Origin of the sequence: Bradyrhizobium sp. C-145 (assembly GCF_023375135.1) — a bacterium.
In the GTDB taxonomy this organism is placed as follows: Bacteria; Pseudomonadota; Alphaproteobacteria; order Rhizobiales; family Xanthobacteraceae; genus Bradyrhizobium; species Bradyrhizobium zhanjiangense.
Window position 1 is genome coordinate 8,351,845 of record NZ_CP088150.1, and the last position, 21,062, is coordinate 8,372,906.

Consider the following 21,062-nt stretch of genomic DNA (forward strand, 5'->3'; position numbering starts at 1 on the left):
CTGTGAGCGATTTTATGTTGTCGTGACGGCAGCTACTGCAGCACCTCGAACAGCCCGGCAGCGCCCATGCCGCCGCCGACGCACATGGTGACGACGGCGTACTTCGCCTTGCGGCGGCGGCCTTCGATCAGAGCGTGGCCGGTGAGGCGCGCGCCCGACATGCCGTAGGGATGGCCGACCGCGATCGCGCCGCCATCGACGTTGATCTTGTCGGGGTCGATGCCGAGCTTGTCGCGGCAATACAGCACCTGCACCGCGAAGGCCTCGTTGAGCTCCCAGAGGCCGATGTCGTCAACGGTGAGGCCGTGACGCTTGAGCAGGCGCGGCACGGCGAAGACCGGGCCGATGCCCATCTCGTCCGGCTCGCAGCCGGCGGAGACGAAGCCGCGGAAGATGCCGAGCGGCTTGAGGCCGCGCTTGGCAGCTTCCTTGTCGCTCATGATGACGGAGGCGCTGGCGCCGTCGGACAGCTGGCTGGCATTGCCGGCGGTGATGGTGAAACCTTCGCCGCGCACGGCCTTGAGGCCGGCAAGGCCTTCGGCCGTGGTCTCGGGGCGCGGACCCTCGTCTTGCGACAGCGTGACCTCTTTCATCGACACCGCACCGGTGGCCTTGTCGGTCACTGCCATCTGCGTGGTGATCGGCGCGAGCTCGTCCTTGAATTTGCCGCCCTGTTGGGCTGCGGCAGTGCGGCGCTGGCTCTCCAGCGAATACTCGTCCTGCTTCTCGCGCGAGATGCCGTAGCGCTTGGCGACGACCTCGGCGGTGTCGATCATCGGCATGTAGACCTCGCCCTTGATCTTGAGCAGCGCCGGATCTTGTGCGTGGAAGCCGTTCATCTTGTCGTTCTGCACGAGGCTGATCGACTCGCCGCCGCCGCCGACCGCAATCTCGACGCCATCGAAGATCACCGAGCGTGCGGCGAGCGCGATCGCCTGCAGGCCCGAGGCACATTGCCGGTCGATGGTGGTGCCGGCGACGGTGACGGGCAGGCCGGCGCGCAGCAGCGCCTTGCGCGCGATGTTGCCGCCGGTCGCGCCCTGCTGGAGGGCTGCGCCCATCACAACGTCCTCGATCTCCTTGGGGTCGACCTTGGCGCGGGCGACGGCCTCGCCGATGGCGTGGCCGAGCAGGGTCGCGCCCTCGGTGGCGTTGAGCGCGCCGCGATAGGCCTTGCCGATCGGGGTGCGGGCGGTGGAAACGATGACGGCGTCGGTCAAGAGCGACCTCCTGATGCGGTTTTGGTGGATTGTGACGATTTCTGCTGCTGGCGCAATTCGTGGCGCGACAGCTTTCCGACCGGCGTGCGCGGCAGATCGTCGACGAATGCGACCGCGGCCGGCAGTTCATGCTTGCCGAGCTTCCCGGTGAGCTGGGTGCGGAGCTCGTCGAGCGAGAACGGTTTTGCGTCGGGCCTCAGCTTGATGAAGGCTTTTGCGGCCTCGCCGCGATACTGATCGGGAATACCGAGCACAATCACCTCGTGCACGCCAGGGATGGTGTAGATCGCCTGCTCGATCATCTGCGGATAGACGTTGAAGCCGCCGGAGATGATCATGTCCTTCTTGCGGTCGACCAGGAAGAAATAGCCGTCCGCATCCATGTAGCCGATGTCGCCGGTGAGGAAGCGGCCGTCGACGAAGGCATCAGTCGATCCCTCCGGCTTGTTCCAGTAGCCCTTGGTGACGTTCGGGCCCTTGATGCGGATCTCGCCGACGTCGCCCGGCGGCAGCACGCGTCTCGGATCGTCCAGCGCGACGACGTCGAGCTCGATGCCGGGCAGCATCAGGCCGATCGAGCCGGGCTTGTCCGGGCCGACAGGCGGATGGCCGGTGCCGGGCGAGCAGGTCTCGGTCATGCCCCAGCCGCTGCGCAGCTTCTTGCCGACCTTGCGCTCGAAGAAATTCGCGATCTCCACCGGCAACGGCGCACCGCCGGAGCCGATGCTGACAAGCGAGGAGAAGTCGCGCTTGTCGAGATCGGGCAGCGCGGCGATCGCAATCCACATCGTCGGCACACCCGGAAAATATGTCGCGCGCTTGACCTCGATGTCGCGCATCACGGCTTCGACGTCGAAGCGCTGATGCAGCGAGATCAGATTGCCGCGGCGGAGCGAGGACAAGAGCACGACGGTGAGCGCATAGATGTGGAACAGCGGCAGCACGCAGATCACGCGCTCGACGACATCGCCGCGCGCGGCGCGCGCCGGCTTGCCCCAGACGTCGTAGATCGACACCGCGGAGGTGAGATTGCCGTGTGTGAGCATGGCGCCCTTGGGCAGACCGGTGGTGCCGCCGGTATATTGCAGCAGCGCGACGTCGTCGGCCGTGACGGATGGCCACTCTGCCGGCGCGGCCGCGCCCTCGACGAAGGCTTTGAACGTGACGATGCGGGGATCCCTGGGGATCGCGGCCTGCGGCGTACCGACCTTGCCCCAATCATCGTCCTCGCAGACGACCAGGCGATCGATCAGCCCCTTCTCCAAAAATTTCAGCGCCGTCGGCAGCAGCGCTGCGAGGTTGGAGGTGACCAGCAGGCGCGAGCCTGAGTCTGACACCTTGTGCGTCAGCGCGATCTCGCCGTCGAGCGGGGACAGATGCGCGACGCGGGCGCCGGCCTTGAGCGCCCCGAAGAAATTGACGGGATGATCGGGCGTGTTGCCGAGGAACAGCGCGACGGAAGAGTTCTTGCCACAGCCGGCGCGCAGGAACGCCGCGGCAGCGCGCTCGGCCATCGCGGCGAGCTCGGTGTAACTGATCGGACGGTCTCGGAACTCCAGCGCGGTGCGCGGACCGTAGTCAGCGGCGGCCTTTGCGAGCAAGTCCGGGAGCGTGCCCTGGACGATGGTGTCGTCCCACCGCACGCCATCGGGATAAAACTGTTCGCCGGGATGGGTCATTGCTTCCTTGAAACCACATGAACCGTCATTCCGGGACGCCCGAAGGGCGAGCCCGGAATTCATTTGGCAGCGCACTCAGCGGCGAGATGGATTCCGGGCCTGGCCCTGCGGGCCATCTACGTTGCGCAATTGCGCAATGGAGAATGACGCCGAGAGTGCAAGCCCCCATCACGCCGCTTTCGACGCCGCCGCCAGTGACGCGAACGTCTTGCCCTCCGCGGCGAGCTTCTTCAGCAGCGGTGCGGGCTCGAGGCTGGGGTCGTTGGTCTCCTTGGCGTAGAAGGCCAGACGATCGGCGATGTGCTTGAGGCCGACGCTGTCGGCCCAGAACATCGGGCCGCCGCGGTAGATCGGCCAGCCATAGCCGTAGAGCCAGACCACGTCGATGTCGGAGGGACGCGCCGCGATGCCCTCCTCGAGGATCTTCGCGCCCTCGTTGATCATCGGATACATCATGCGCTCGAGGATCTCCTCGTCGCTGACGGCGCGCTTCTTGCGACCGAGCCGGGCAAGCGTCTCGTCGATCAGCTTCTCGACCTCGGGATCCGGCAGCGGCGCGCGCGAGCCTGCCTCGTATTTGTAGTAGCCCTTGCCGGTCTTCTGGCCGAAGCGGCCGGCTTCGCACAACGCGTCCGCGATCTCCGACTTGATGCCGCGATCTTTCCGCGAGCGCCAGCCGATGTCGAGGCCGGCGAGGTCGCCCATCGCGAACGGCCCCATCGGCATGCCGAACTTGGTCACGACGGCGTCGACCTGCTGCGGCAGCGCGCCTTCAAACAGCAGCTTCTCCGACTGCTTGCCGCGCTGGGCGAGCATGCGGTTACCCACAAAACCGTCGCAGACGCCGACCACGGCCGGCACCTTGGCGATCTTGCGCGCGATGGTGACGGCAGTCACCAGTGCGTCCGGCGCGGTCTTGTCGGCGCGCACGATCTCGCAGAGCTTCATGACGTTGGCCGGCGAGAAGAAGTGCATGCCCAAAACGTCCTGCGGACGCTTGGTCGACTTGGCGATCTCGTCGATGTTGAGATACGAGGTGTTGGAGGCGAGCACCGCGCCCGGCTTGGCGTACTGGTCAAGCTTGCCGAACACTTCCTTCTTCACCGCCATGGTCTCGAACACGGCCTCGATGACGAGGTCGGCATCGCCGACATTCTCGATGCCAACGACGCCGTTGATCAAAGCCATGCGCTTGGCGGGTGCATCGGCCGGGATGCCGCCGCGCGCCGCGGTGGCTTCCCAGTTCTTCTGCATGACGCCCATGCCACGCTTGAGCTGCTCCTCGCCGGTCTCGATCAGGGTGACGGGGATGCCGGCATTGGCAAACGACATAGCAATGCCGCCGCCCATGGTGCCGGCGCCGAGAATGGCAACACGGTTGACCGAGCGCGACTTGGTCCCCTCGGGGACACCCGCGATCTTGGCAGCCTCGCGCTCGGCGAAGAAGGCATAGCGCTGCGCCTTGGACTGGTCGCTGGCGACGAGCTTGAGGAATCCCTCGCGCTCCTTCTTCAGACCTTCGTCGAACGGTAGGTCAATGGCGTAGCCGACGGCGTCGGCCGCCGCGAACGGCGCTTCCAGGCCGCGCGACTTCTTGGTCATGGCCGCAACGGCATTGGTGAAGATCGAACGGTCGGCCTTGGCCGCCGCGAGCTTGGAATCGTCGTCACGCAGGCGGCGCAGCGGGCGCTTCTCGGCCAGCAGCTTGCGCACGAAGGCTTCGCCGCCCGAGGCCGGGCCTTCGATGATCTCCTCGATCAAGCCGTTCTTGAGCGCTTCCGCAGCACCAATGGGATCACCGCCGACGATCATCTTGACCGCGAGTTCCGGTCCTACCGCGCGCGGCAGGCGCTGGGTGCCGCCGGCGCCCGGCAACAGGCCAAGCTTCACCTCGGGCAGGCCGAGCTTGGCCTCTTTCACCGCAACGCGGTAATGACAGGCGAGCGCGACCTCGAGGCCGCCGCCGAGCGCGGTGCCGTGGATCGCGGCGACCACTGGCTTCGGCGAATTCTCGATCTCGGACAGCACGTCGTTGAGGGCGGGCGGCTTCGGCGGCTTGCCGAATTCGGTGATGTCGGCGCCCGCAATGAAGGTGCGGCCGGCGCAGGTCAGAACGATGCCCTTGATCGCGGGATCGGCGACCGCGGCCTTGATGCACTCCAAGATGCCGCCGCGGACCGCGGCACTCAGCGCATTGACCGGAGGGCTGTCGACCGTAACGATCCCGACTTCATCATGACGCTCAAGCTTGACCACTTCGCTCACGGTGTCCCTCCTTGGTGGGGATTTAATTTTGTTCGATTTCGCGGTGCGGAATTTAATTCCGCATCTTGACGGCAGGGTTATTTTGAAGCACGGACGTTGTCAACGACTCCGCGCAAGAAGCAGATCAGGGATGAAGCGTACAGGAAAGAAGACCGCGACTGACCGGAATTTCGTCGTCGCGCTTTCCCGCGGACTGGACGTATTGCGCGCATTCCAACCCAATGACGGCCTTCTCGGCAATCAGGAGATCGCGGCGCGGACAAATCTGCCCAAGCCGACCGTGTCGCGGCTGACCTACACGTTGACAAAGCTCGGCTATCTGACGCCGGTTCCCCGGTTCGAGAAGTACCAGCTCGCACCCGCGGCGATGTCGCTTGGTTACGCCGCGCTCGCCAATCTCGGCGTTCGGCATTTGTCCGAGCCGTTCCGCGAGGAAGTGATGCGCGCGACCGGCGGGGCGGTTGCCGTCGGCGGCCGCGACCGTCACAGCATGATCTATTTCGGGCAGAGCCGCGGCAGCGAGACGGTCGGCGTTCAACTTGACGTCGGTTCGCGCGTGCCGATTGCAACCAGTGCGATGGGCCGCGCCTATTTCTGGGCGCTCGACGCCGACGATCGCGCAGAGCTCTCGCGTCTCTTACGCGAGCATTACGGCAGCCGCTGGCCAAAGATGCGCGATGGATTGGAACGCTCCGGCGAGACCGTGGCGAAATACGGCTTTGCGATTTCCGTCGGCGACTGGCACGACGACATCGGCGCCGCCGGCGTCGCGCTCAAGCTCAATGACGGAACCGGCCCCTACGCATTCAATTGCGGCGCGCCCGCATTCCGTTTCACGGAAGAGCGTTTGATCAACGACATTGGACCGCGTCTGCTTGCGATGGTAAGGAACATCGAAGCGGCACTCGGGGGTCTGATGCCGCATTCAAAAAAAGACGTCAGCAAAAAGCTGAAATCAGGAGGAAAAGTTGCGCGTGTGGCCGAGGGATTCAGATAGCCTTTGTCATCATCGGGAGCGGTCCGCATCGCCCCTTCGCCCACTGCTCAGTGTGGGCGAGACGAGATGACGCAGGCACAGCTCGCGCGGGGGACATCGCCCCTGCTCGCGGTTCGCGACGTCAGCGTCGTGTTCGGCGGCATCATCGCGCTCAACGGCGTGTCCTTCGACATGCATAAGGGACAGATCCTCGGATTGATCGGCCCCAACGGCGCCGGCAAGACCACGCTCTTCAACTGCCTTTCGCGGCTCTACCAGCCGTCGTCCGGCGACATCCTGATGGAAGGCGTGAGCATCCTGTCGCGGCCGCCGCACCGGATCGCCGAGATCGGCATCGGCCGCACCTTCCAGAACGTGGCGCTGTTTCCGAATTTGTCGGTGATGGACAATGTCCGTGTCGGCGCCCATTCGAAGACCTCCAGCGACATCGTCAGCGACTCCCTGAAATTGGCCTGGGTCCGGCGCAGCGAAACCAGCGTCAACAAGAAGGTGCACGAGATCCTTGCCTATCTCGACCTCGAGAATGTCGCCCACACTGTCGTCTCCGGCCTGCCCTTCGGCACACAGAAGCGCGTCGAGCTGGCCCGTGCGCTGGCGGCCGACCCGAAGATCCTGCTGCTCGACGAGCCGGCCGGCGGCCTCAATCACGAAGAGGTCTATGTGCTCGGCGATCTCATTCGCCGCATTCGCGACGATCGCCACATGACCGTGCTGCTGGTCGAGCACCACATGGGCCTCGTGATGTCGATCGCCGACCACGTTGTCGCGCTCAATTTCGGCAAGAAGCTCGCGGAAGGCACGCCTGCCCAGGTGCAGGCGGACCCGGACGTCATCAAGGCCTATCTCGGGAGCAAGGACCAATGACGACGCTGCTCAACGTCAAGGACCTGCGCGCCTATTACGGCCAGGTCCAGGCGCTCCATGGCCTGTCCTTCTCGCTCAACGAGGGCTCGCTGACGACGCTGCTGGGTGCCAACGGCGCCGGTAAGACCACGACGCTGCGCGCGATCTGCAACATGGTGCGCTCGACCGGCGGCATCGAGTTCGACGGCAAGCCGCTGAACAACCGCTCGACCGAGAACATCGTGCGGTTCGGCATCGCCCATGTGCCGCAGGGCCGCGGCACCTTCACCAACATGACGGTGGAGGAGAACCTCCAGCTCGGGGCCATTACCCGCAAGGACAGCGCCGGCATCGTCTCCGACATCGAGCGCATGTATGCGCATTTCCCTGTGCTGAAGCAGCGGCACACCCAGCAGGCCGGCACGCTGTCCGGCGGCGAGCAGCAGATGCTCGCGGTGGCCCGCGCGCTGATGCTGAGGCCACGGCTGATGCTGCTCGACGAGCCCTCCTTCGGCCTTGCGCCGCTGGTGGTCCGCGACCTCTTCGGCATCCTCGGCAAGATCAACCGCGAGGACAAGGTCACGATCCTGGTGGTCGAGCAGAACGCCCAGCTCGCGCTCGAACTCGCCGACCATGCCTATGTGATCGAGACCGGGCGCATCGTGATGTCGGGCAAAGCCAAGGACATCGCGAACAACGAAGAAATCCGCAAATCCTATCTGGGTTACTGAGGGAGCGGATGATGGCAATGAATTATCCGCGCTCTCCGCATACCTCTCCCCGCAGGGGAGAGGTCGATTTGCGCAGCAAATCGGGTGAGGGGCCGCAGCTTCACCGTGAGACCAAGACCCCTCACCCGCGCCTTCGGCGCGACCTCTCCCTAAGGGAGAGGTGGACCTACGACGCCGTCGCAGTTCACATCACATCGGGCAAGTTTTAGGGAGCCGGGACAATGGAGCTGTTCACCAACCAGGTCCTGGCCGGAATTGCCACCGGCGCGATCTATGCCTGCATGGCGCTCGCCGTGGTCATGATCTACCAGGCGATCGACCATCTCAACTTCGCGCAAGGCGAGATGGCGATGTTCTCGACGTTCATCTCCTGGCAGTTGATGCAATGGGGCGTGCCCTATTGGGTCGCTTTCGTCCTTACGTTGGCTTTCGCGTTCGCAGGCGGCATCGCCATCGAGCGCATCCTGTTCAAGCCGCTCGCCAAGGCGCCGATCCTGACCAATGTCGCCGGCTTCATCGCGCTGTTCGCCATCATCAACTCCTCGGCCGGCCTGATCTGGGATTTTACCATCAAGCAGTACCCGACCCCGTTCGGCTCCTCGCCGTTCCTGGGTAGTCAGCTGATCTCGACCCACCAGGCCGGCATGATCGGTGTCACCCTGCTGCTCCTGGTCGCGCTCTACTTCTTCTTTCAGTACACGCGGATCGGGCTCGCAATGCGGGCGGCCGCCTCGCTACCTGAATCGGCGCGGCTCGTCGGCATCAACACGAGCTGGATGATCGCACTCGGCTGGGGCATGGCTTCTGCCATCGGCGCGATTGCCGGCATGCTGATCGCGCCGGTCGTGTTCCTGGAGCCCAACATGATGGTCGGCGTCCTGCTTTATGGCTTTGCTGCGGCGGTGCTGGGCGGTCTGTCGAGCCCGTTCGGCGCTGTGGTCGGCGGCTTCCTGATGGGCATCTTCGAAAACCTCGTCGGCACCTACATTCCCGGCGTCGGCAATGAACTAAAACTTCCGATCGCGCTTGCGCTGATCATTTCCGTCCTGGTCGTCAAACCCGCTGGCCTGTTCGGCCGGCACATCGTCAAGCGAGTTTGATCATGAGCGCAGCAGAAGAAGTCGTCGCGGAAGGCCACGAGACGGTCGAAGCCGTTCCGAAGCGGGCCATGACGCTGGGCACGACCACCTCGCTGGTGGTGGTCGCGGCGCTGCTAATCGCGCCCGTCTTCGTCAAAAACTTCATCATCTTCCAGATGACGATGCTGCTGATCTACGGGCTTGCGGTGTTGGCGCTGAACATCCTGACCGGCGGCTCTGGCCAGTTCTCGCTCGGCCAGAGCGCCTTCTATGCCGTCGGCGCCTACACGACCGCGGTGTTGATGGAGTACTTCAACGTCAACTACGCGCTCACGCTGCCGATCGCCGGAGTAGTCTGCTTCGGCTTCGGCTTCCTGTTCGGGCAGCCGGCGCTGCGGCTTTCCGGCGTTTACCTCGCGCTCGCGACCTTCGCGCTCGCCACAGCTATGCCGCAACTGCTCAAGCTTAACTTCCTCGAGCATTGGACCGGCGGCGTGCAGGGCCTCGTCGTCACCAAGCCGGACGCGCCGTTCGGGCTGCCAATGTCGCAGGACATGTGGCTCTATTACTTCACGCTTGCGGTCACGCTCGCGATCTACATCTTCTCGGTGAACCTGCTGCGCTCCCGCTCGGGACGCGCCTTCATGGCGATCCGCGACAACGAGATCGCGGCGTCCTCGATGGGCGTCAACGTCGCGCTCTACAAGACGCTGGCGTTTGGCGTGTCCGCCGGCATCACCGGCATCGCCGGCGCTTTGGGGGCGATCGCGGTGCAGTTTGTGGCGCCGGACAGCTTCACGATCAACCTCGCGATCTCGCTGTTCCTCGGCATGGTCGTCGGCGGCGTGGGCTGGCTGCCCGGCTCGTTCGTCGGCGCGGCCTTCATCATCTTCGTGCCGAACATCGCGGAGGGCATCTCCAAAGGCCTCTCCGGCGCTGTGTTCGGCGTGCTCCTGTTCCTCGTCATCTACCTCGTGCCGCATGGCGCAAGGCAGCTCGCGATCCTGGGCCAGCAACTTTCCGGCAAGCTCAGAAAGACCTGAATACCTCTCATCACGACAGTCGTTTAACGAAGGAGACCGAATTGCTTTTTGGAAGAACACTGCGAGCCGCCGCGCTGGTCACGGCAACGGCGGCCATTGCCCTCACCTCCGGCGCTGCACTCGCCCAAAAGAAATACGACACCGGCGCGTCCGATACCGAGATCAAGATCGGCAACATCATGCCGTACAGCGGTCCGGCGTCGGCCTATGGCATCATCGGCAAGACCGAAGAAGCCTATTTCAAGATGATCAACGACAAGGGCGGCATCAACGGCCGCAAGATCAACTTCGTCACCTATGACGATGCCTATTCGCCGCCGAAGGCGGTCGAGCAGGTCCGCAAGCTCGTCGAGAGCGACGAGGTGCTGGCCGTGTTCAACCCGCTCGGTACGCCGTCGAACAGCGCGATCCAGAAATACCTGAACGCCAAGAAGATCCCGCAGCTGTTCGTCGCCACCGGCGCCACCAAGTGGAACGACCCGAAGAACTTCCCCTGGACCATGGGCTGGCAGCCCTCCTACCAGAGCGAAGCGCAGATCTATGCGAAATGGCTAATGAAGGAAAAGCCGGACGCCAAGATCGCGATCCTCTACCAGAATGACGATTTCGGCAAAGACTACCTCAAGGGCACCAAGGACGGCCTCGGTGCCAAGGCCTCGTCCATGATCATCATGGAAGAGAGCTATGAGGTGTCCGAGCCGTCGATCGACGGCCATATCGTCAAGATCAAGGCCGCCAATCCCGACGTGCTGCTGATCTATGCGACGCCGAAGTTCGCGGCCCAGACCATCAAGAAGACCGCCGAGCTCAGCTGGAAACCGCTCCAGATCCTCACCAACGTGTCGATCTCGGTCGGCAGCGTGATGAAGCCGGCTGGCTTCGAGAACGCTCAGGGCGTGCTGTCGGCTGCCTATGCCAAGGACTCGACGGATCCGCAGTGGAACAACGACCCCGGCATGAAGAAGTGGAACGAATTCGTCGACAAGTACATGCCGGGTGCCGACAAGACCGACACCGCCATGGTCTACGGCTATGGCGCAGCGTCGACTCTGGCCAAGGTCCTGGAACTGTGCGGTGACGATCTGACCCGCGCCAACCTCATGAAGCAGGCGGCGTCGTTGAAGGACTTTGCTCCGGACACGTTGCTGCCGGGCGTCAAGATCAACACCAGCACCACCGACTTTGCCCCGATTGCGCAGCTCCAGATGCAGCGCTTCAAGGGCGAGAAGTGGGAACTTTTCGGCGAGATCATCAGCGGCGACGTCGCCTCCGAATGACACGCTGACGCAATAATTCAAGTCGATAAGCCCCCGCGGGCGACCGCGGGGGCTTTTTGTTGACGCCGAGCGCCAATCTTGTTCAATGCGGCGCCGATCCAACTCGGGGTAGGGGAACAATGACTGCCGTTCGTTTTCAGGTTGCGGCCTTCTTTGCCGCACTCGCGTTGTGCACTGCAATGAGCAGCGAGGCGCTGGCGCAAAAGAAATACGACACCGGCGCGTCCGATACCGAGATCAAGATCGGCAACATCATGCCCTATAGCGGCCCCGCCTCCGCCTATGCCGCGATCGGCAAGACCGAGGAGGCCTATTTCAACAAGATCAATGCCGAGGGCGGCATCAACGGCCGCAAGATCAAGTTCATCTCCTATGACGACGCCTATTCGCCGCCGAAGACGGTGGAGCAGGCACGCAAGCTGGTCGAGAACGACGGGGTGCTGCTGATCTTCGGCTCGCTCGGCACCTCCACCAACAGCGCAATCCGCAAGTACATGAACGAGAAGAAGGTGCCGCAATTGTTCGTGGCGAGCGGCGCCTCCAAGTGGAACGATCCCAAGCAATATCCCTGGACCATGGGCTGGCAGCCGAGCTACGTCAGCGAGGCGCGGATCTACGCCAAATACATCATGAAGGAGAAGCCGGACGGAAAGATCGGCGTGCTCTATCAGAACGACGATTTCGGCAAGGACTATCTGAACGGATTGAGGGACGGCTTGGGGTCCAAGGCCTCGATGATCGTGCTGGAAGAAGCCTACGATACCTCCGAGCCGGCGATCGACGAGCACGTCGTAAAGCTGAAGGCGGCTGGCGCCGACATCTTCATCAGCATCACCAGCCCGAAATTTGCCGCGCAAGGCATCAAGAAGGCGGCGGAGATCAATTGGCATCCGATGCACATCATCTCCAACGTCTCGGCCTCGGTCGGCGGCGTGATCGAGCCGGCGGGCCTCGAGATCTCGCAAGGCATCCTGTCGGCGAGCTATACCAAGGACGGCTCCGACCCGCAGTGGAACGCCGATGACGGCATGAAGAAGTTCTATAACTTCCTCGCCCAGTACGCGCCCAAGGCGAACAAGCTCGATGCCGGTGTGGTGTTCGGCTATGCCGCCGCGCAGACCATGGTGAAGGTGCTGCAAATGTGCGGCGACGACCTCACTCGCGAGAACGTCATGAAGCAGGCCGCGAGCCTGAAGGATTTCGAACCCGATACGCTGCTGCCCGGGATCGAGATCAACACCGCGCCGGACAATTTCGCTCCGATCGAGCAGCTCCAGATGATGCGCTTCAAGGGCAAGAAGTGGGAGCTGTTCGGCGACATCATCTCCAGCGAGATCGGACACTGAGCGTCGCAAGCGCGCAACTCAAAATAGTCTACATTTAACAAGACAACTTCCGCGCAGCTGGTTAACGGCGCATCCCATCTCAAGCGCCGGAATATTCCACGTCCTCTCAAAAAAGATCGCCTCGCGGCAGCAGCTCCGGCGGGGCGTTCTCCTTGCTGGCCGCCCGGGAAGGGTATTGAATGCTTACCAGAGCGACGCGCAACGATCGCTTCCGATCAAGAACACGGCACATTCAAACCTACCTAGGGAGATCAAGATGCCTGCAATGCATGTGCGATTGGGGGCCTTCTCGGCTGCCCTCGTGCTGGCTGCCACCCTGTCCACGACAGCCCTGGCGCAGAAGAAATACGACACCGGCGCATCCGACACCGAAATCAAGATCGGCAACATCATGCCCTATAGCGGGCCAGCCTCCGCTTACGGCGTGATCGGCAAGACCGAGGAGGCCTATTTCCGCAAGATCAACGCCGAGGGCGGCATCAACGGCCGCAAGATCAATTTCGTCACCTATGACGACGCCTACTCGCCGCCGAAGACGGTGGAGCAGGCGCGCAAGCTCGTCGAGAGCGACGAGGTGCTGCTGATCTTCAACTCGCTCGGCACACCGCCGAACACCGCGATCCAGAAATACATGAACCAGAAGAAGGTGCCGCAGCTGTTCGTCGCCACTGGCGCCACCAAATGGAACGATCCGAAGGACTTCCCCTGGACCATGGGCTGGCAGCCCAACTACCAGAGCGAGTCGATCATCTACGCCAAGTACATCCTGAAGAACCATCCGAACGCCAAGATCGCCGTGCTCTACCAGAACGACGATTACGGCAAGGACTATCTGAAGGGCTTCAAGGACGGGCTCGGCGCCAAGGCCTCGATGATCGTGGTGGAGGAAAGCTACGAGGTATCGGAGCCGACCATCGACTCCCACATCGTCAAGATGAAGGCGACTGGCGCCGACGTGTTTTTCAACATCACGACGCCGAAATTCGCGGCACAGGCAATCAAGAAGAATGCCGAGATCGGCTGGAAGCCGCTGCACTTCCTCAACAACGTATCGGGTTCGATCGGCAGCGTGATCAAGCCGGCCGGCTTCGAGAACGCCCAGGACATCATCTCCTCGCAATATTTCAAGGACCCGACCGACGCACAATGGAAGAGCGATCCGGCGATGATCGCCTGGAACGAATTCCTGGATAAGTACTATCCGGAAGCCAACCGCGCCGATGCCTCGGTGATGTACGGCTACATCGTCGCGCAAGGCCTGGTGCACGTGTTGAAATCCTGCGGCGACAATCTGACCCGCGAAAACATCATGAAGCAGGCCGCCAATATCAAGGACTACGAGCCGGCCGGCCTGTTGCCGGGCATCAAGGTCAACACCTCGGCCACCGATTTCGCGCCCCTCTCGCAGCTGCAACTGATCCGCTTCAAGGGCGAGCATTGGGAGCGATTTGGTGACATCTTGAGCGGCGACGTCGGCGGCTGATCTTAACCAATCGCTAAAGACGTACCCCCGATCGACTAAAGACGAAGCCCCTGCGGCCTTGCCGCAGGGGCTTTTCCTTGAAGCTCTTGGGCAAATCGTATTGAATTGCGGGCTGCGTCACCAAAAACGATCAGGCCAAGAAGAAGGACGCACACATCAAGAAAATAGGGAGATTGGAATGCCTGCTGTCACCGGCAAACTTGCGGCCGCGTCACTGGCGCTAGCGCTCATTGCGGCCTCGGCCTCCACCGCATCGGCCCAGAAAAAATACGATACCGGCGCGACCGACACCGAGATCAAGATCGGCAACATCATGCCCTACAGCGGACCGGCCTCCGCCTACGGCATCATCGGGCGGACCGAAGCCGCCTATTTCAAGAAGATCAACGACGAGGGCGGCATCAACGGCCGCAAGATCAATTTCATTTCTTACGATGACGCATATTCGCCGCCGAAGACGGTGGAGCAGGCGCGCAAGCTGGTCGAGAGTGACGAGGTGCTGTTCATCTTCAACTCGCTCGGCACGCCGCCGAACTCGGCGATCCAGAAATACATGAACTCGAAGAAGGTACCGCAGCTGTTCGTCGCCACCGGCGCCACCAAATGGAACGATCCGCAGAACTTCCCCTGGACGATGGGCTGGCAGCCCAATTACCAGAGCGAGACGCAGATCTACGCGAAGTGGCTGCTCAAGAACAAGCCGGATGCCAAGATCGCCGTGCTCTACCAGAACGACGACTACGGCAAGGACTATCTGAAGGGCCTCAAGGACGGCCTAGGGGCGAAAGCCGCTTCGATGATCGTCATCGAGGAGAGCTACGAGACCTCCGAGCCGACCATCGACAGCCACATCGTCAAGATGAAGTCGACCGGTGCCGACGTCTTCATGAACATCACGACGCCGAAATTCGCCGCGCAAGCGATCAAGAAGAACGCCGAGATCGGCTGGAAGCCGCTGCACTTCCTCAACAACGTCTCGGCCTCCGTCGGCAGCGTGATGAAGCCCGCTGGCTTCGAGAACGGCCAGGACATCATCTCGGCCGACTATCTGAAGGACGTGTCGGATCCGGAATGGAGCAACGATGCCGGCATGAAGGAGTTTCTGGCCTTCATGACCAAGTACTTCCCCGACGGCGACAAGCTCGACAAGGGCACCATCGTCGGCTACGCGGTGGCGCAGACGCTGGTTCAGGTGCTGAAGCAGTGCGGCGATAATCTCACGCGCGAGAACATCATGAAGCAGGCCGCCAGCCTGAAGAACTTCCGCACGGAGGCGCTGCTGCCGGGTATCCAGATCAACACCGGGTCGAACGACTTTGCGCCAATCAGCCAGCTCCGCCTCGAGAAGTTCAAGGGCGAGCGCTGGGAACTGTTCGGCGAGGTGATCAGCGCCGACGCCGGCGGCTAGCAGCCTGACGCAACGACAACAGCCCCCCGCGAACCATCGCAGGGGGTTTTTGCTTGCGCGCCGATTGTGATTACGCGATTGCATAATCGAATGATCGCAAAGCCTGCTTACGCTTTTGCACCTGATGCGGTAGGCATGTAACTGGCGGCGCATGCCGCCGATCTCCCCTGTCTGCCCAAGGCCTTCGTCATGATCGACCGACGTCCCCTGCTCCGCGCGCTCTACGACGCCGCCGTTGCCGCTGCCCATCCGAGCACAATTCTGGCGCCGCACTTAAGGCCCGCGCCCAAAGGACGCGTGATCTGCCTCGCCGCCGGCAAGGGCGCGGGCGCCATGGCCGCGGCCGCCGAACGGCATTATCTCGACACCTTGAAGCTCGCGCCGGAGCGGCTGCTCGGCATCGCCACCACGCGCCACGGCTACGGCGTGCCGACGCGACGCATTCGCGTGGTCGAGGCCGGCCATCCCGTGCCTGACGAGGCCGGCCTGAAGGGCGCGGCCGACACGCTCGCGCTCGCAGGCGAGGCCGGCCCCGACGATCTCCTCCTGGTGCTGCTCACCGGCGGCGGTTCGGCGAACTGGATCGCGCCGGTCGATGGCATCAGCTTCGCGCAGAAGCAGGCGGTCAACAAGGCGCTGCTCCGCTCCGGCGCGCCGATCGGCGAGATGAACACGGTCAGAAAGCATCTGTCGCGGATCAAGGGCGGCCGGCTGGCGCGCGCCGGCAAAAACGCCGCCGAGATCGTGACGTTGGCGATCTCCGACGTGCCGCATGACGACCCTTCCGCGATTGCCTCCGGCCCCACCGTGCCGGATCCGACCACACTGGCCGATGCGCGTGCGATCGTGGCGAAATACAAGCTCGCCATCGACGAAGCCGTGCGCCGCGCGCTCGACGATCCCGCCAATGAAAGCTGCAAGCCTGCCGACGCCGCTTTCGCGCGCGCGCATTTCGAGCTGATCGCGCGGCCCAAGCAGTCGCTCGAGGCGGCGGTGAAGCTCGCGCGCGAATCCGGTTACGAGACCATCGACCTCGGCGCCGATCTCGAAGGCGAGGCCCGCGAGGTCGCTGCCGATCATGCCAAGCTCGCGCTGCAAGCGCGCGCGCAAGGCAAGCGCGTCGCGATCCTCTCCGGCGGCGAACTCACGGTCACGGTGCGCGGCAATGGGCGCGGCGGACCGAACCAGGAATACGCACTGGCGCTCGCCAGCCTCTTGAAGGACACGGCTGGCATCTCGGCGCTGGCCGGCGACACCGACGGCGCCGATGGCGGCGCCGGCCATCCCACCGACCCCGCCGGCGCGCTGATCGACGCGGCCACCTTCGCCAAGATGAAGGCGCAGGGGCTTAAGCCGCAGGCCTATCTCGACAACAACGACGCGACCACCTTCTTCGAGGCGACCGGCGATCTGCTCATGCCGGGACCGACGCTGACCAACGTAAACGATATCAGGGTGATCTTGGTGGATTAGGGCTCGCCCTGTTCGACACCATCGCAGCTTGGCCTGACCATGACCGCCTCGGGGAGTGTGTGGGTGCGGCTTAGCGCTTGCCGCTGACGTGCTCCAGCAGCGCGAGCAGGCCCTTCAACAAGTCCGTCGGCGACGGCGGGCAGCCCTTGATGTGCAAATCCACCGGAATGGCTTCGGACACGCCGCCAACGCAGGCGTAGCTGCCTCTGAAAATGCCGCCATCGATCGCGCAGCCGCCGACCGCGACGACCCATTTCGGATCGGGCGTCGCGTTGTAGGTCCGCTCCAGAGCCTGTCGCATGTTCTTCGTCACCGGACCCGTGACCAGCAGCACGTCGGCGTGGCGCGGCGAGGCGACGAGGCGCAGGCCGAAACGTTCGATGTCGTAGAAGGCGTTGGACAACGCGTGGATTTCCAGCTCGCAGCCGTTGCAGGACCCGGCATCGATCTCGCGAATGGCGAGAGAACGCCCAAGCCTGGCCTGGGCAGCGCGGTTGACTTTCGTTGCAAGCTCCGCCAGCGCCGACTCGTCCGGCGCCGGCGCGGGCTCCGTCAGCGAACCATGGGTGAGACTTTCGAGCAGGGTCTTGCGCATGGTTTAGAGGTCCGCGCCCGAATAGGAACAGTTGAACGACTTATTGCAGAGCGGAAAGTCGGCAATGATGTTGCCCTCGATCGCGGTTTCCAGCAGCGGCCACTGAAACCACGACGCGTCGCGCAGGTGACAGCGTTCGACGCGCAACTCGTCATCGAGCCGCAGCCACACCAGAACGTCGCCGCGGAAGGCCTCGGTGAGCGCCATGCCTTCACAGGCACCGTGGCCGATCCTGGGAGGCAGCGCGGTTGCGAGCCCTCCCGGCCCAAGTTGGTCGAGGATCTGCTCGATCAACCCGACGCTCTGCTCGACCTCGCGGATTCGGATCCAGACCCGCGCGTTCACGTCACCGGCCTGTAGTACCGGCACCTCGAACGATAACGCGTCGTAAGGCGGGTAGGCCATCGCCCGCCGCGCATCGAAATCGCGGCCCGAGGCGCGGCCGACATAACCGCCGGCGCCAAACTGGCGCGCATATTCCGCCTTCACGATGCCCGTGGTGACGGTGCGATCCTGCAAGGACGCCGTGTTGTCATAGAGCTCGATCAAGCGCGGAAAGACCTTTCGTAGCTCCGCGAGCAGCGCGCGCAGCGCGGCAACGCCGTCCGGCGCGATGTCACGCGTCACACCACCGGGCACGATGACGTCCATCATCAGGCGATGACCGAACGCGACATTCGCAGCGCGCAAGCAGCGCTCACGCAAAATGCCGGTCTGGGCATGCATCAGCGCGAACGAAGCGTCGTTGCAGATAGCCCCGATGTCGCCCAAATGATTGGCGAGGCGCTCCAGTTCCGCCATCAGCGCCCGCAAGAGCGTCGCTTGCCGAGGCGCCTCGATCTGCAGCGCCGCTTCCACGGCACACGCAAAGGCGAAGGCATAGGCGACGGCGCTGTCGCCGGAGGTGCGGTTGGCGAGCTTTGCCGCGGCCCCGAGGCTCGCGCCCTGCATCAGCGACTCGATACCCTTGTGGGTGTAGCCGAGCCACTGCTCCAGCCGCACCACATGCTCGCCATTGGCGGTGAAGCGGAAATGGCCGGGCTCGATGGTCCCGGCATGGACGGGGCCGACCGCCACCTGGTGCAACGCCTCGCCCTCGGCCGGTAGGAACTGGTATGGCCGCACGTCGCGCGATGCGTTGCGGCCCGAGAGCGGATAGGATTTTCCCCAGACATAGTGATCGAGCCATGGCCGCAGATCGTCAGCGACGGTTGGAACAAGCCCGAACAGATCATGAATGCTGCGCTCCAGCCGAAGCGCCGGCGGATGACGGCTGGCGACGCTTGGAAACGTGCCGGCCGTACACTCGTAAGTCACGACCGCGATCTCGGCCGAGCCGCCATCGAGCATCGCCATATGCACCGCGGTCGGCTCGCCCCAGAAGCCAAGCAGGGTGAGGCTTCCCTCGACCAGTCGATCGATCGCCGCCTGCCAGCCTGCCTCCGTCACGACCGCGCGCGGCCAGGGCCGATGCGACGACACCGCATGGACATGGGAGATGCTGTCGAGGATGCCCATGGCTTACCCCAGGAGCTTCGCGACGTTCTGGAAGCCGGTGACCAGCACCGGCGGCAGATAGATGCCGGCCATCAGCACCAATCCGAGGTGCGTGAACATCGGCACGTAGGAGGCTTCCGCGGGCGCGGTCTTGCCTTTGGGCTCGCCGAACATCACCGCGCCGATCCGCAACCAGAGCCCGCCGAGCGCGGTGATGATGCCGAGCACCAAGATTACCGTCAGCCAGGGCGCGCGGGCGAAAGTCGAGCTCACCACTAGAAACTCGCTCATGAAGATGCCGAGCGGCGGCAGCCCGACGATGGCGATGACGCCGAGCATCAGGCCCCAGCCCAGCGCGGGGTTGGTCACCGTGAGCCCGCCGATATCGGCGATCTTCTGTGTGCCCTTGACCTGTGCGATATGGCCGACCGCGAAGAAGATCGCCGACTTGGTCAGCGAATGCATGGTCATATGCAACAGCCCTGCGAAATTCGCGAGCGGCCCGCCCATGCCAAAGGCGAAGACGATGATGCCCATATGCTCGATCGAGGAATAGGCGAACATCCGCTTGATGTCGCGGCGCCGGTACAGCATCAGCGCGGCGAAGATCACCGAGATCAGACCCATGGTCACCATCAACGGACCCGGCGCGATCGCCGCGGAGTTGACCGCGAGCATCATCTTGAAGCGCAGCAGCGCATAGAGCGCGACATTGAGCAACAGGCCGGACAGCACCGCCGAGATCGGCGTCGGGCCCTCGGCATGCGCATCCGGCAGCCAAGCATGCAGCGGTGCGAGACCGACCTTGGTGCCGTAGCCGAGCAGGAGGAAGGCGAAGGCGACGTTGAGCAACGCCGGGTCGAACTGTGCGGCGTGCTTCACCAGCACCGTCCACACCATGCCATCCAGCCCCTCGCCCACCACGGGGCGCGCCGCCATATAGACCAGGATCGTGCCGAACAGCGCGAGCGCGATGCCGACGCTACCGAGGATGAAATATTTCCAAGCCGCCTCCAGCGCCTCATGGGTGCGGTAGATGCCGACCATCAGGACGGTCGTCAGCGTCGCCACCTCAACCGCGACCCACATCAGGCCGATATTGTTGGCGACGAGCGCGAGGTTCATCGCGAACATCAGCGTCTGATACATCGCGTGATAGAAGCGCAGGAACGCCGGCGCCAGGCGCCCGATCTCGATCTCGTGCTGGATGTAGCTTGCGCTGAACACCGATGTGGTGAGGCTGACGAAGGTGGTCAACACGATGAAGACCTTGTTGAGATCGTCCATCAGCAGATACTGCCCCGATACCGGTTCGACCACGAACAGCGAGAGCGAGGTAAGGAAGGTCGCGAGCGCTGCCACTACGTTCAGCTTCGCCGTCAGTCGGTAGCCGGGCAAAATTGCCAGCACCGCCGCCGAGAGAGCCGGGATCAAGAGGATGGCGCTGAGGGCGTCGATGCTCATCGCCGCTCTCCGCGAAAACGATCAAGCTCCTGCACGTCCACGCTGTCAAAACGCTCGCGGATGCGGAACAGGAAGACGCCGATCACGATGAAGGCGATCAGCACCGAGAAGGCGACACTGATCTCGACCACCAGCGGCATGCCCTTGGCGCCGGTTGCCGCCAGCACCAGCCCGTTCTCCAGCGACATGAATCCGACGACCTGGCTCACGGCGTTGCGTCGCGTAACCATGATCAGGAGCCCCAACAGCACCACCGACAGCGCGAAGGCCAGGTCCTCGCGCGCGAGCGCATCGGCGCTCGGCGTCACCCGCAGCATCACCACCATCGACAGCGCGACGAGGCCGATGCCAGCCATCATAGTCAGCCCGATGCCGATCACATTCTCGATCTCGCGGTGGATACCGAGCCGCTTGATGATCCGGTGCAGCGCCACCGGGATGATGATGGCCTTAAAGACCAGCGCGATCAGCGCCGTGACATAGAGATGCGGCGCTTGCTGTACATAGGCCTGCCAGGCTACCGATAGCGCCAGCACGCTGGCATGCAGCGCATAGACATTGAGCAGCGCATAGAGCCGGTCCTGATAGAGCATCATGAAGCTCGCCAGCACGAGGCAGCCGGCGAGCAGATGGGCGATGTCGAATTGCAGGCTGCTCATCTC

General features: G+C 63.5%; 17 protein-coding genes. 10 read left to right on the top strand and 7 right to left on the bottom strand.

Features of this window, described 5'->3' with window-relative positions; all coding sequences use genetic code 11:
* Positions 1-32: 32 nt before the first annotated feature.
* From LRP30_RS39305 to LRP30_RS39315, 3 genes are all read right to left on the bottom strand, one after another.
* Positions 33-1,220, bottom strand: a complete 1,188-nt coding sequence (locus LRP30_RS39305) for an acetyl-CoA C-acyltransferase (RefSeq protein WP_249758264.1) — start codon at positions 1,218-1,220, stop codon at positions 33-35.
* Entirely contained in the window at positions 1,217-2,899 is a 1,683-nt protein-coding gene (gene pimA, locus LRP30_RS39310) for a dicarboxylate--CoA ligase PimA (protein ID WP_249758265.1), read from the bottom strand. The genes LRP30_RS39305 and pimA overlap by 4 nt, the downstream gene beginning before the upstream one ends.
* Before the next feature lie 168 nt (positions 2,900-3,067).
* Positions 3,068-5,164 carry a 3-hydroxyacyl-CoA dehydrogenase NAD-binding domain-containing protein gene (locus tag LRP30_RS39315; RefSeq protein ID WP_249758266.1) on the bottom strand — a complete coding sequence of 699 codons (2,097 nt, stop codon included), beginning with the start codon at positions 5,162-5,164 and terminating at the stop codon, positions 3,068-3,070.
* A 130-nt stretch (positions 5,165-5,294) separates the two neighbouring features.
* Between LRP30_RS39315 and LRP30_RS39320 the strand changes: the two genes are divergently transcribed.
* The 10 genes from LRP30_RS39320 (at position 5,295) to LRP30_RS39365 (ending at position 16,844) form a co-directional block, all read left to right on the top strand.
* Positions 5,295-6,161: an IclR family transcriptional regulator gene (locus LRP30_RS39320; protein ID WP_164934744.1), complete on the top strand. Its 867-nt coding sequence runs from the start codon at positions 5,295-5,297 to the stop codon at positions 6,159-6,161.
* A 66-nt stretch (positions 6,162-6,227) separates the two neighbouring features.
* On the top strand, positions 6,228-7,025 hold the full coding sequence (locus tag LRP30_RS39325) for an ABC transporter ATP-binding protein (RefSeq protein ID WP_091890387.1): 798 nt from the start codon (positions 6,228-6,230) through the stop codon (positions 7,023-7,025).
* The gene (locus tag LRP30_RS39330) at positions 7,022-7,735 is read left to right on the top strand and encodes an ABC transporter ATP-binding protein (RefSeq protein ID WP_091890390.1); all 714 of its coding nucleotides are present in this window, start codon (positions 7,022-7,024) and stop codon (positions 7,733-7,735) included. Before LRP30_RS39325 ends, LRP30_RS39330 begins: the two co-directional genes overlap by 4 nt.
* Positions 7,736-7,956: 221 nt before the next feature.
* Positions 7,957-8,835, top strand: a complete 879-nt coding sequence (locus LRP30_RS39335; RefSeq protein WP_091890393.1) for a branched-chain amino acid ABC transporter permease — start codon at positions 7,957-7,959, stop codon at positions 8,833-8,835.
* 2 nt (positions 8,836-8,837) lie between these two features.
* Positions 8,838-9,857, top strand: a complete 1,020-nt coding sequence (locus tag LRP30_RS39340) for a branched-chain amino acid ABC transporter permease (protein ID WP_249758267.1) — start codon at positions 8,838-8,840, stop codon at positions 9,855-9,857.
* A 41-nt stretch (positions 9,858-9,898) separates the two neighbouring features.
* Positions 9,899-11,134, top strand: a complete 1,236-nt coding sequence (locus LRP30_RS39345; protein ID WP_249758268.1) for an ABC transporter substrate-binding protein — start codon at positions 9,899-9,901, stop codon at positions 11,132-11,134.
* 119 nt (positions 11,135-11,253) lie between these two features.
* Entirely contained in the window at positions 11,254-12,480 is a 1,227-nt protein-coding gene (locus LRP30_RS39350) for an ABC transporter substrate-binding protein (RefSeq protein ID WP_128955567.1), read from the top strand.
* A 256-nt stretch (positions 12,481-12,736) separates the two neighbouring features.
* Entirely contained in the window at positions 12,737-13,963 is a 1,227-nt protein-coding gene (locus LRP30_RS39355; protein WP_128936674.1) for an ABC transporter substrate-binding protein, read from the top strand.
* Positions 13,964-14,141: 178 nt separating this feature from the next.
* Entirely contained in the window at positions 14,142-15,371 is a 1,230-nt protein-coding gene (locus LRP30_RS39360) for an ABC transporter substrate-binding protein (protein WP_249758269.1), read from the top strand.
* A gap of 189 nt (positions 15,372-15,560) precedes the next feature.
* Positions 15,561-16,844: a glycerate kinase gene (locus tag LRP30_RS39365; protein ID WP_249758270.1), complete on the top strand. Its 1,284-nt coding sequence runs from the start codon at positions 15,561-15,563 to the stop codon at positions 16,842-16,844.
* Between the two features lie 70 nt (positions 16,845-16,914).
* Here LRP30_RS39365 and nuoB read toward each other — a convergent pair whose 3' ends face one another.
* Genes nuoB through LRP30_RS39385 form a run of 4 tightly spaced genes read right to left on the bottom strand, consistent with a single transcriptional unit; the run spans position 16,915 to position 21,059 of the window.
* Positions 16,915-17,439, bottom strand: coding sequence for an NADH-quinone oxidoreductase subunit NuoB (gene nuoB / locus LRP30_RS39370; protein ID WP_249758271.1), 525 nt, complete (start codon positions 17,437-17,439; stop codon positions 16,915-16,917).
* Positions 17,440-17,442: 3 nt separating this feature from the next.
* Positions 17,443-18,957 carry an NADH-quinone oxidoreductase subunit C gene (locus tag LRP30_RS39375; RefSeq protein ID WP_249758272.1) on the bottom strand — a complete coding sequence of 505 codons (1,515 nt, stop codon included), beginning with the start codon at positions 18,955-18,957 and terminating at the stop codon, positions 17,443-17,445.
* Between the two features lie 3 nt (positions 18,958-18,960).
* A complete protein-coding gene (locus tag LRP30_RS39380) occupies positions 18,961-20,400 on the bottom strand; it encodes a hydrogenase 4 subunit F (RefSeq protein ID WP_249758273.1) in 1,440 nt (479 codons plus the stop codon).
* Complete coding sequence (locus LRP30_RS39385; RefSeq protein ID WP_091890424.1) at positions 20,397-21,059, bottom strand: hydrogenase-4 component E; 663 nt, start codon at positions 21,057-21,059, stop codon at positions 20,397-20,399. The genes LRP30_RS39380 and LRP30_RS39385 overlap by 4 nt, the downstream gene beginning before the upstream one ends.
* Between the last annotated feature and the right edge of the window lie 3 nt (positions 21,060-21,062).

Bases quoted from the DNA above. Each gene is read 5' to 3' on its own strand.
- LRP30_RS39340 (WP_249758267.1), top strand. From the start codon at position 8,838: ATGAGCGCAGCAGAAGAAGTCGTCGCGGAAGGCCACGAGACGGTCGAA.
- LRP30_RS39365 (WP_249758270.1), top strand. From the start codon at position 15,561: ATGATCGACCGACGTCCCCTGCTCCGCGCGCTCTACGACGCCGCCGTT.
- LRP30_RS39380 (WP_249758273.1), bottom strand. From the start codon at position 20,400: ATGAGCATCGACGCCCTCAGCGCCATCCTCTTGATCCCGGCTCTCTCG.
- LRP30_RS39335 (WP_091890393.1), top strand. From the start codon at position 7,957: ATGGAGCTGTTCACCAACCAGGTCCTGGCCGGAATTGCCACCGGCGCG.
- LRP30_RS39355 (WP_128936674.1), top strand. From the start codon at position 12,737: ATGCCTGCAATGCATGTGCGATTGGGGGCCTTCTCGGCTGCCCTCGTG.
- nuoB (WP_249758271.1), bottom strand. From the start codon at position 17,439: ATGCGCAAGACCCTGCTCGAAAGTCTCACCCATGGTTCGCTGACGGAG.
- LRP30_RS39330 (WP_091890390.1), top strand. From the start codon at position 7,022: ATGACGACGCTGCTCAACGTCAAGGACCTGCGCGCCTATTACGGCCAG.
- LRP30_RS39320 (WP_164934744.1), top strand. From the start codon at position 5,295: ATGAAGCGTACAGGAAAGAAGACCGCGACTGACCGGAATTTCGTCGTC.
- LRP30_RS39360 (WP_249758269.1), top strand. From the start codon at position 14,142: ATGCCTGCTGTCACCGGCAAACTTGCGGCCGCGTCACTGGCGCTAGCG.
- pimA (WP_249758265.1), bottom strand. From the start codon at position 2,899: ATGACCCATCCCGGCGAACAGTTTTATCCCGATGGCGTGCGGTGGGAC.
- LRP30_RS39350 (WP_128955567.1), top strand. From the start codon at position 11,254: ATGACTGCCGTTCGTTTTCAGGTTGCGGCCTTCTTTGCCGCACTCGCG.
- LRP30_RS39385 (WP_091890424.1), bottom strand. From the start codon at position 21,059: ATGAGCAGCCTGCAATTCGACATCGCCCATCTGCTCGCCGGCTGCCTC.
- LRP30_RS39375 (WP_249758272.1), bottom strand. From the start codon at position 18,957: ATGGGCATCCTCGACAGCATCTCCCATGTCCATGCGGTGTCGTCGCAT.
- LRP30_RS39325 (WP_091890387.1), top strand. From the start codon at position 6,228: ATGACGCAGGCACAGCTCGCGCGGGGGACATCGCCCCTGCTCGCGGTT.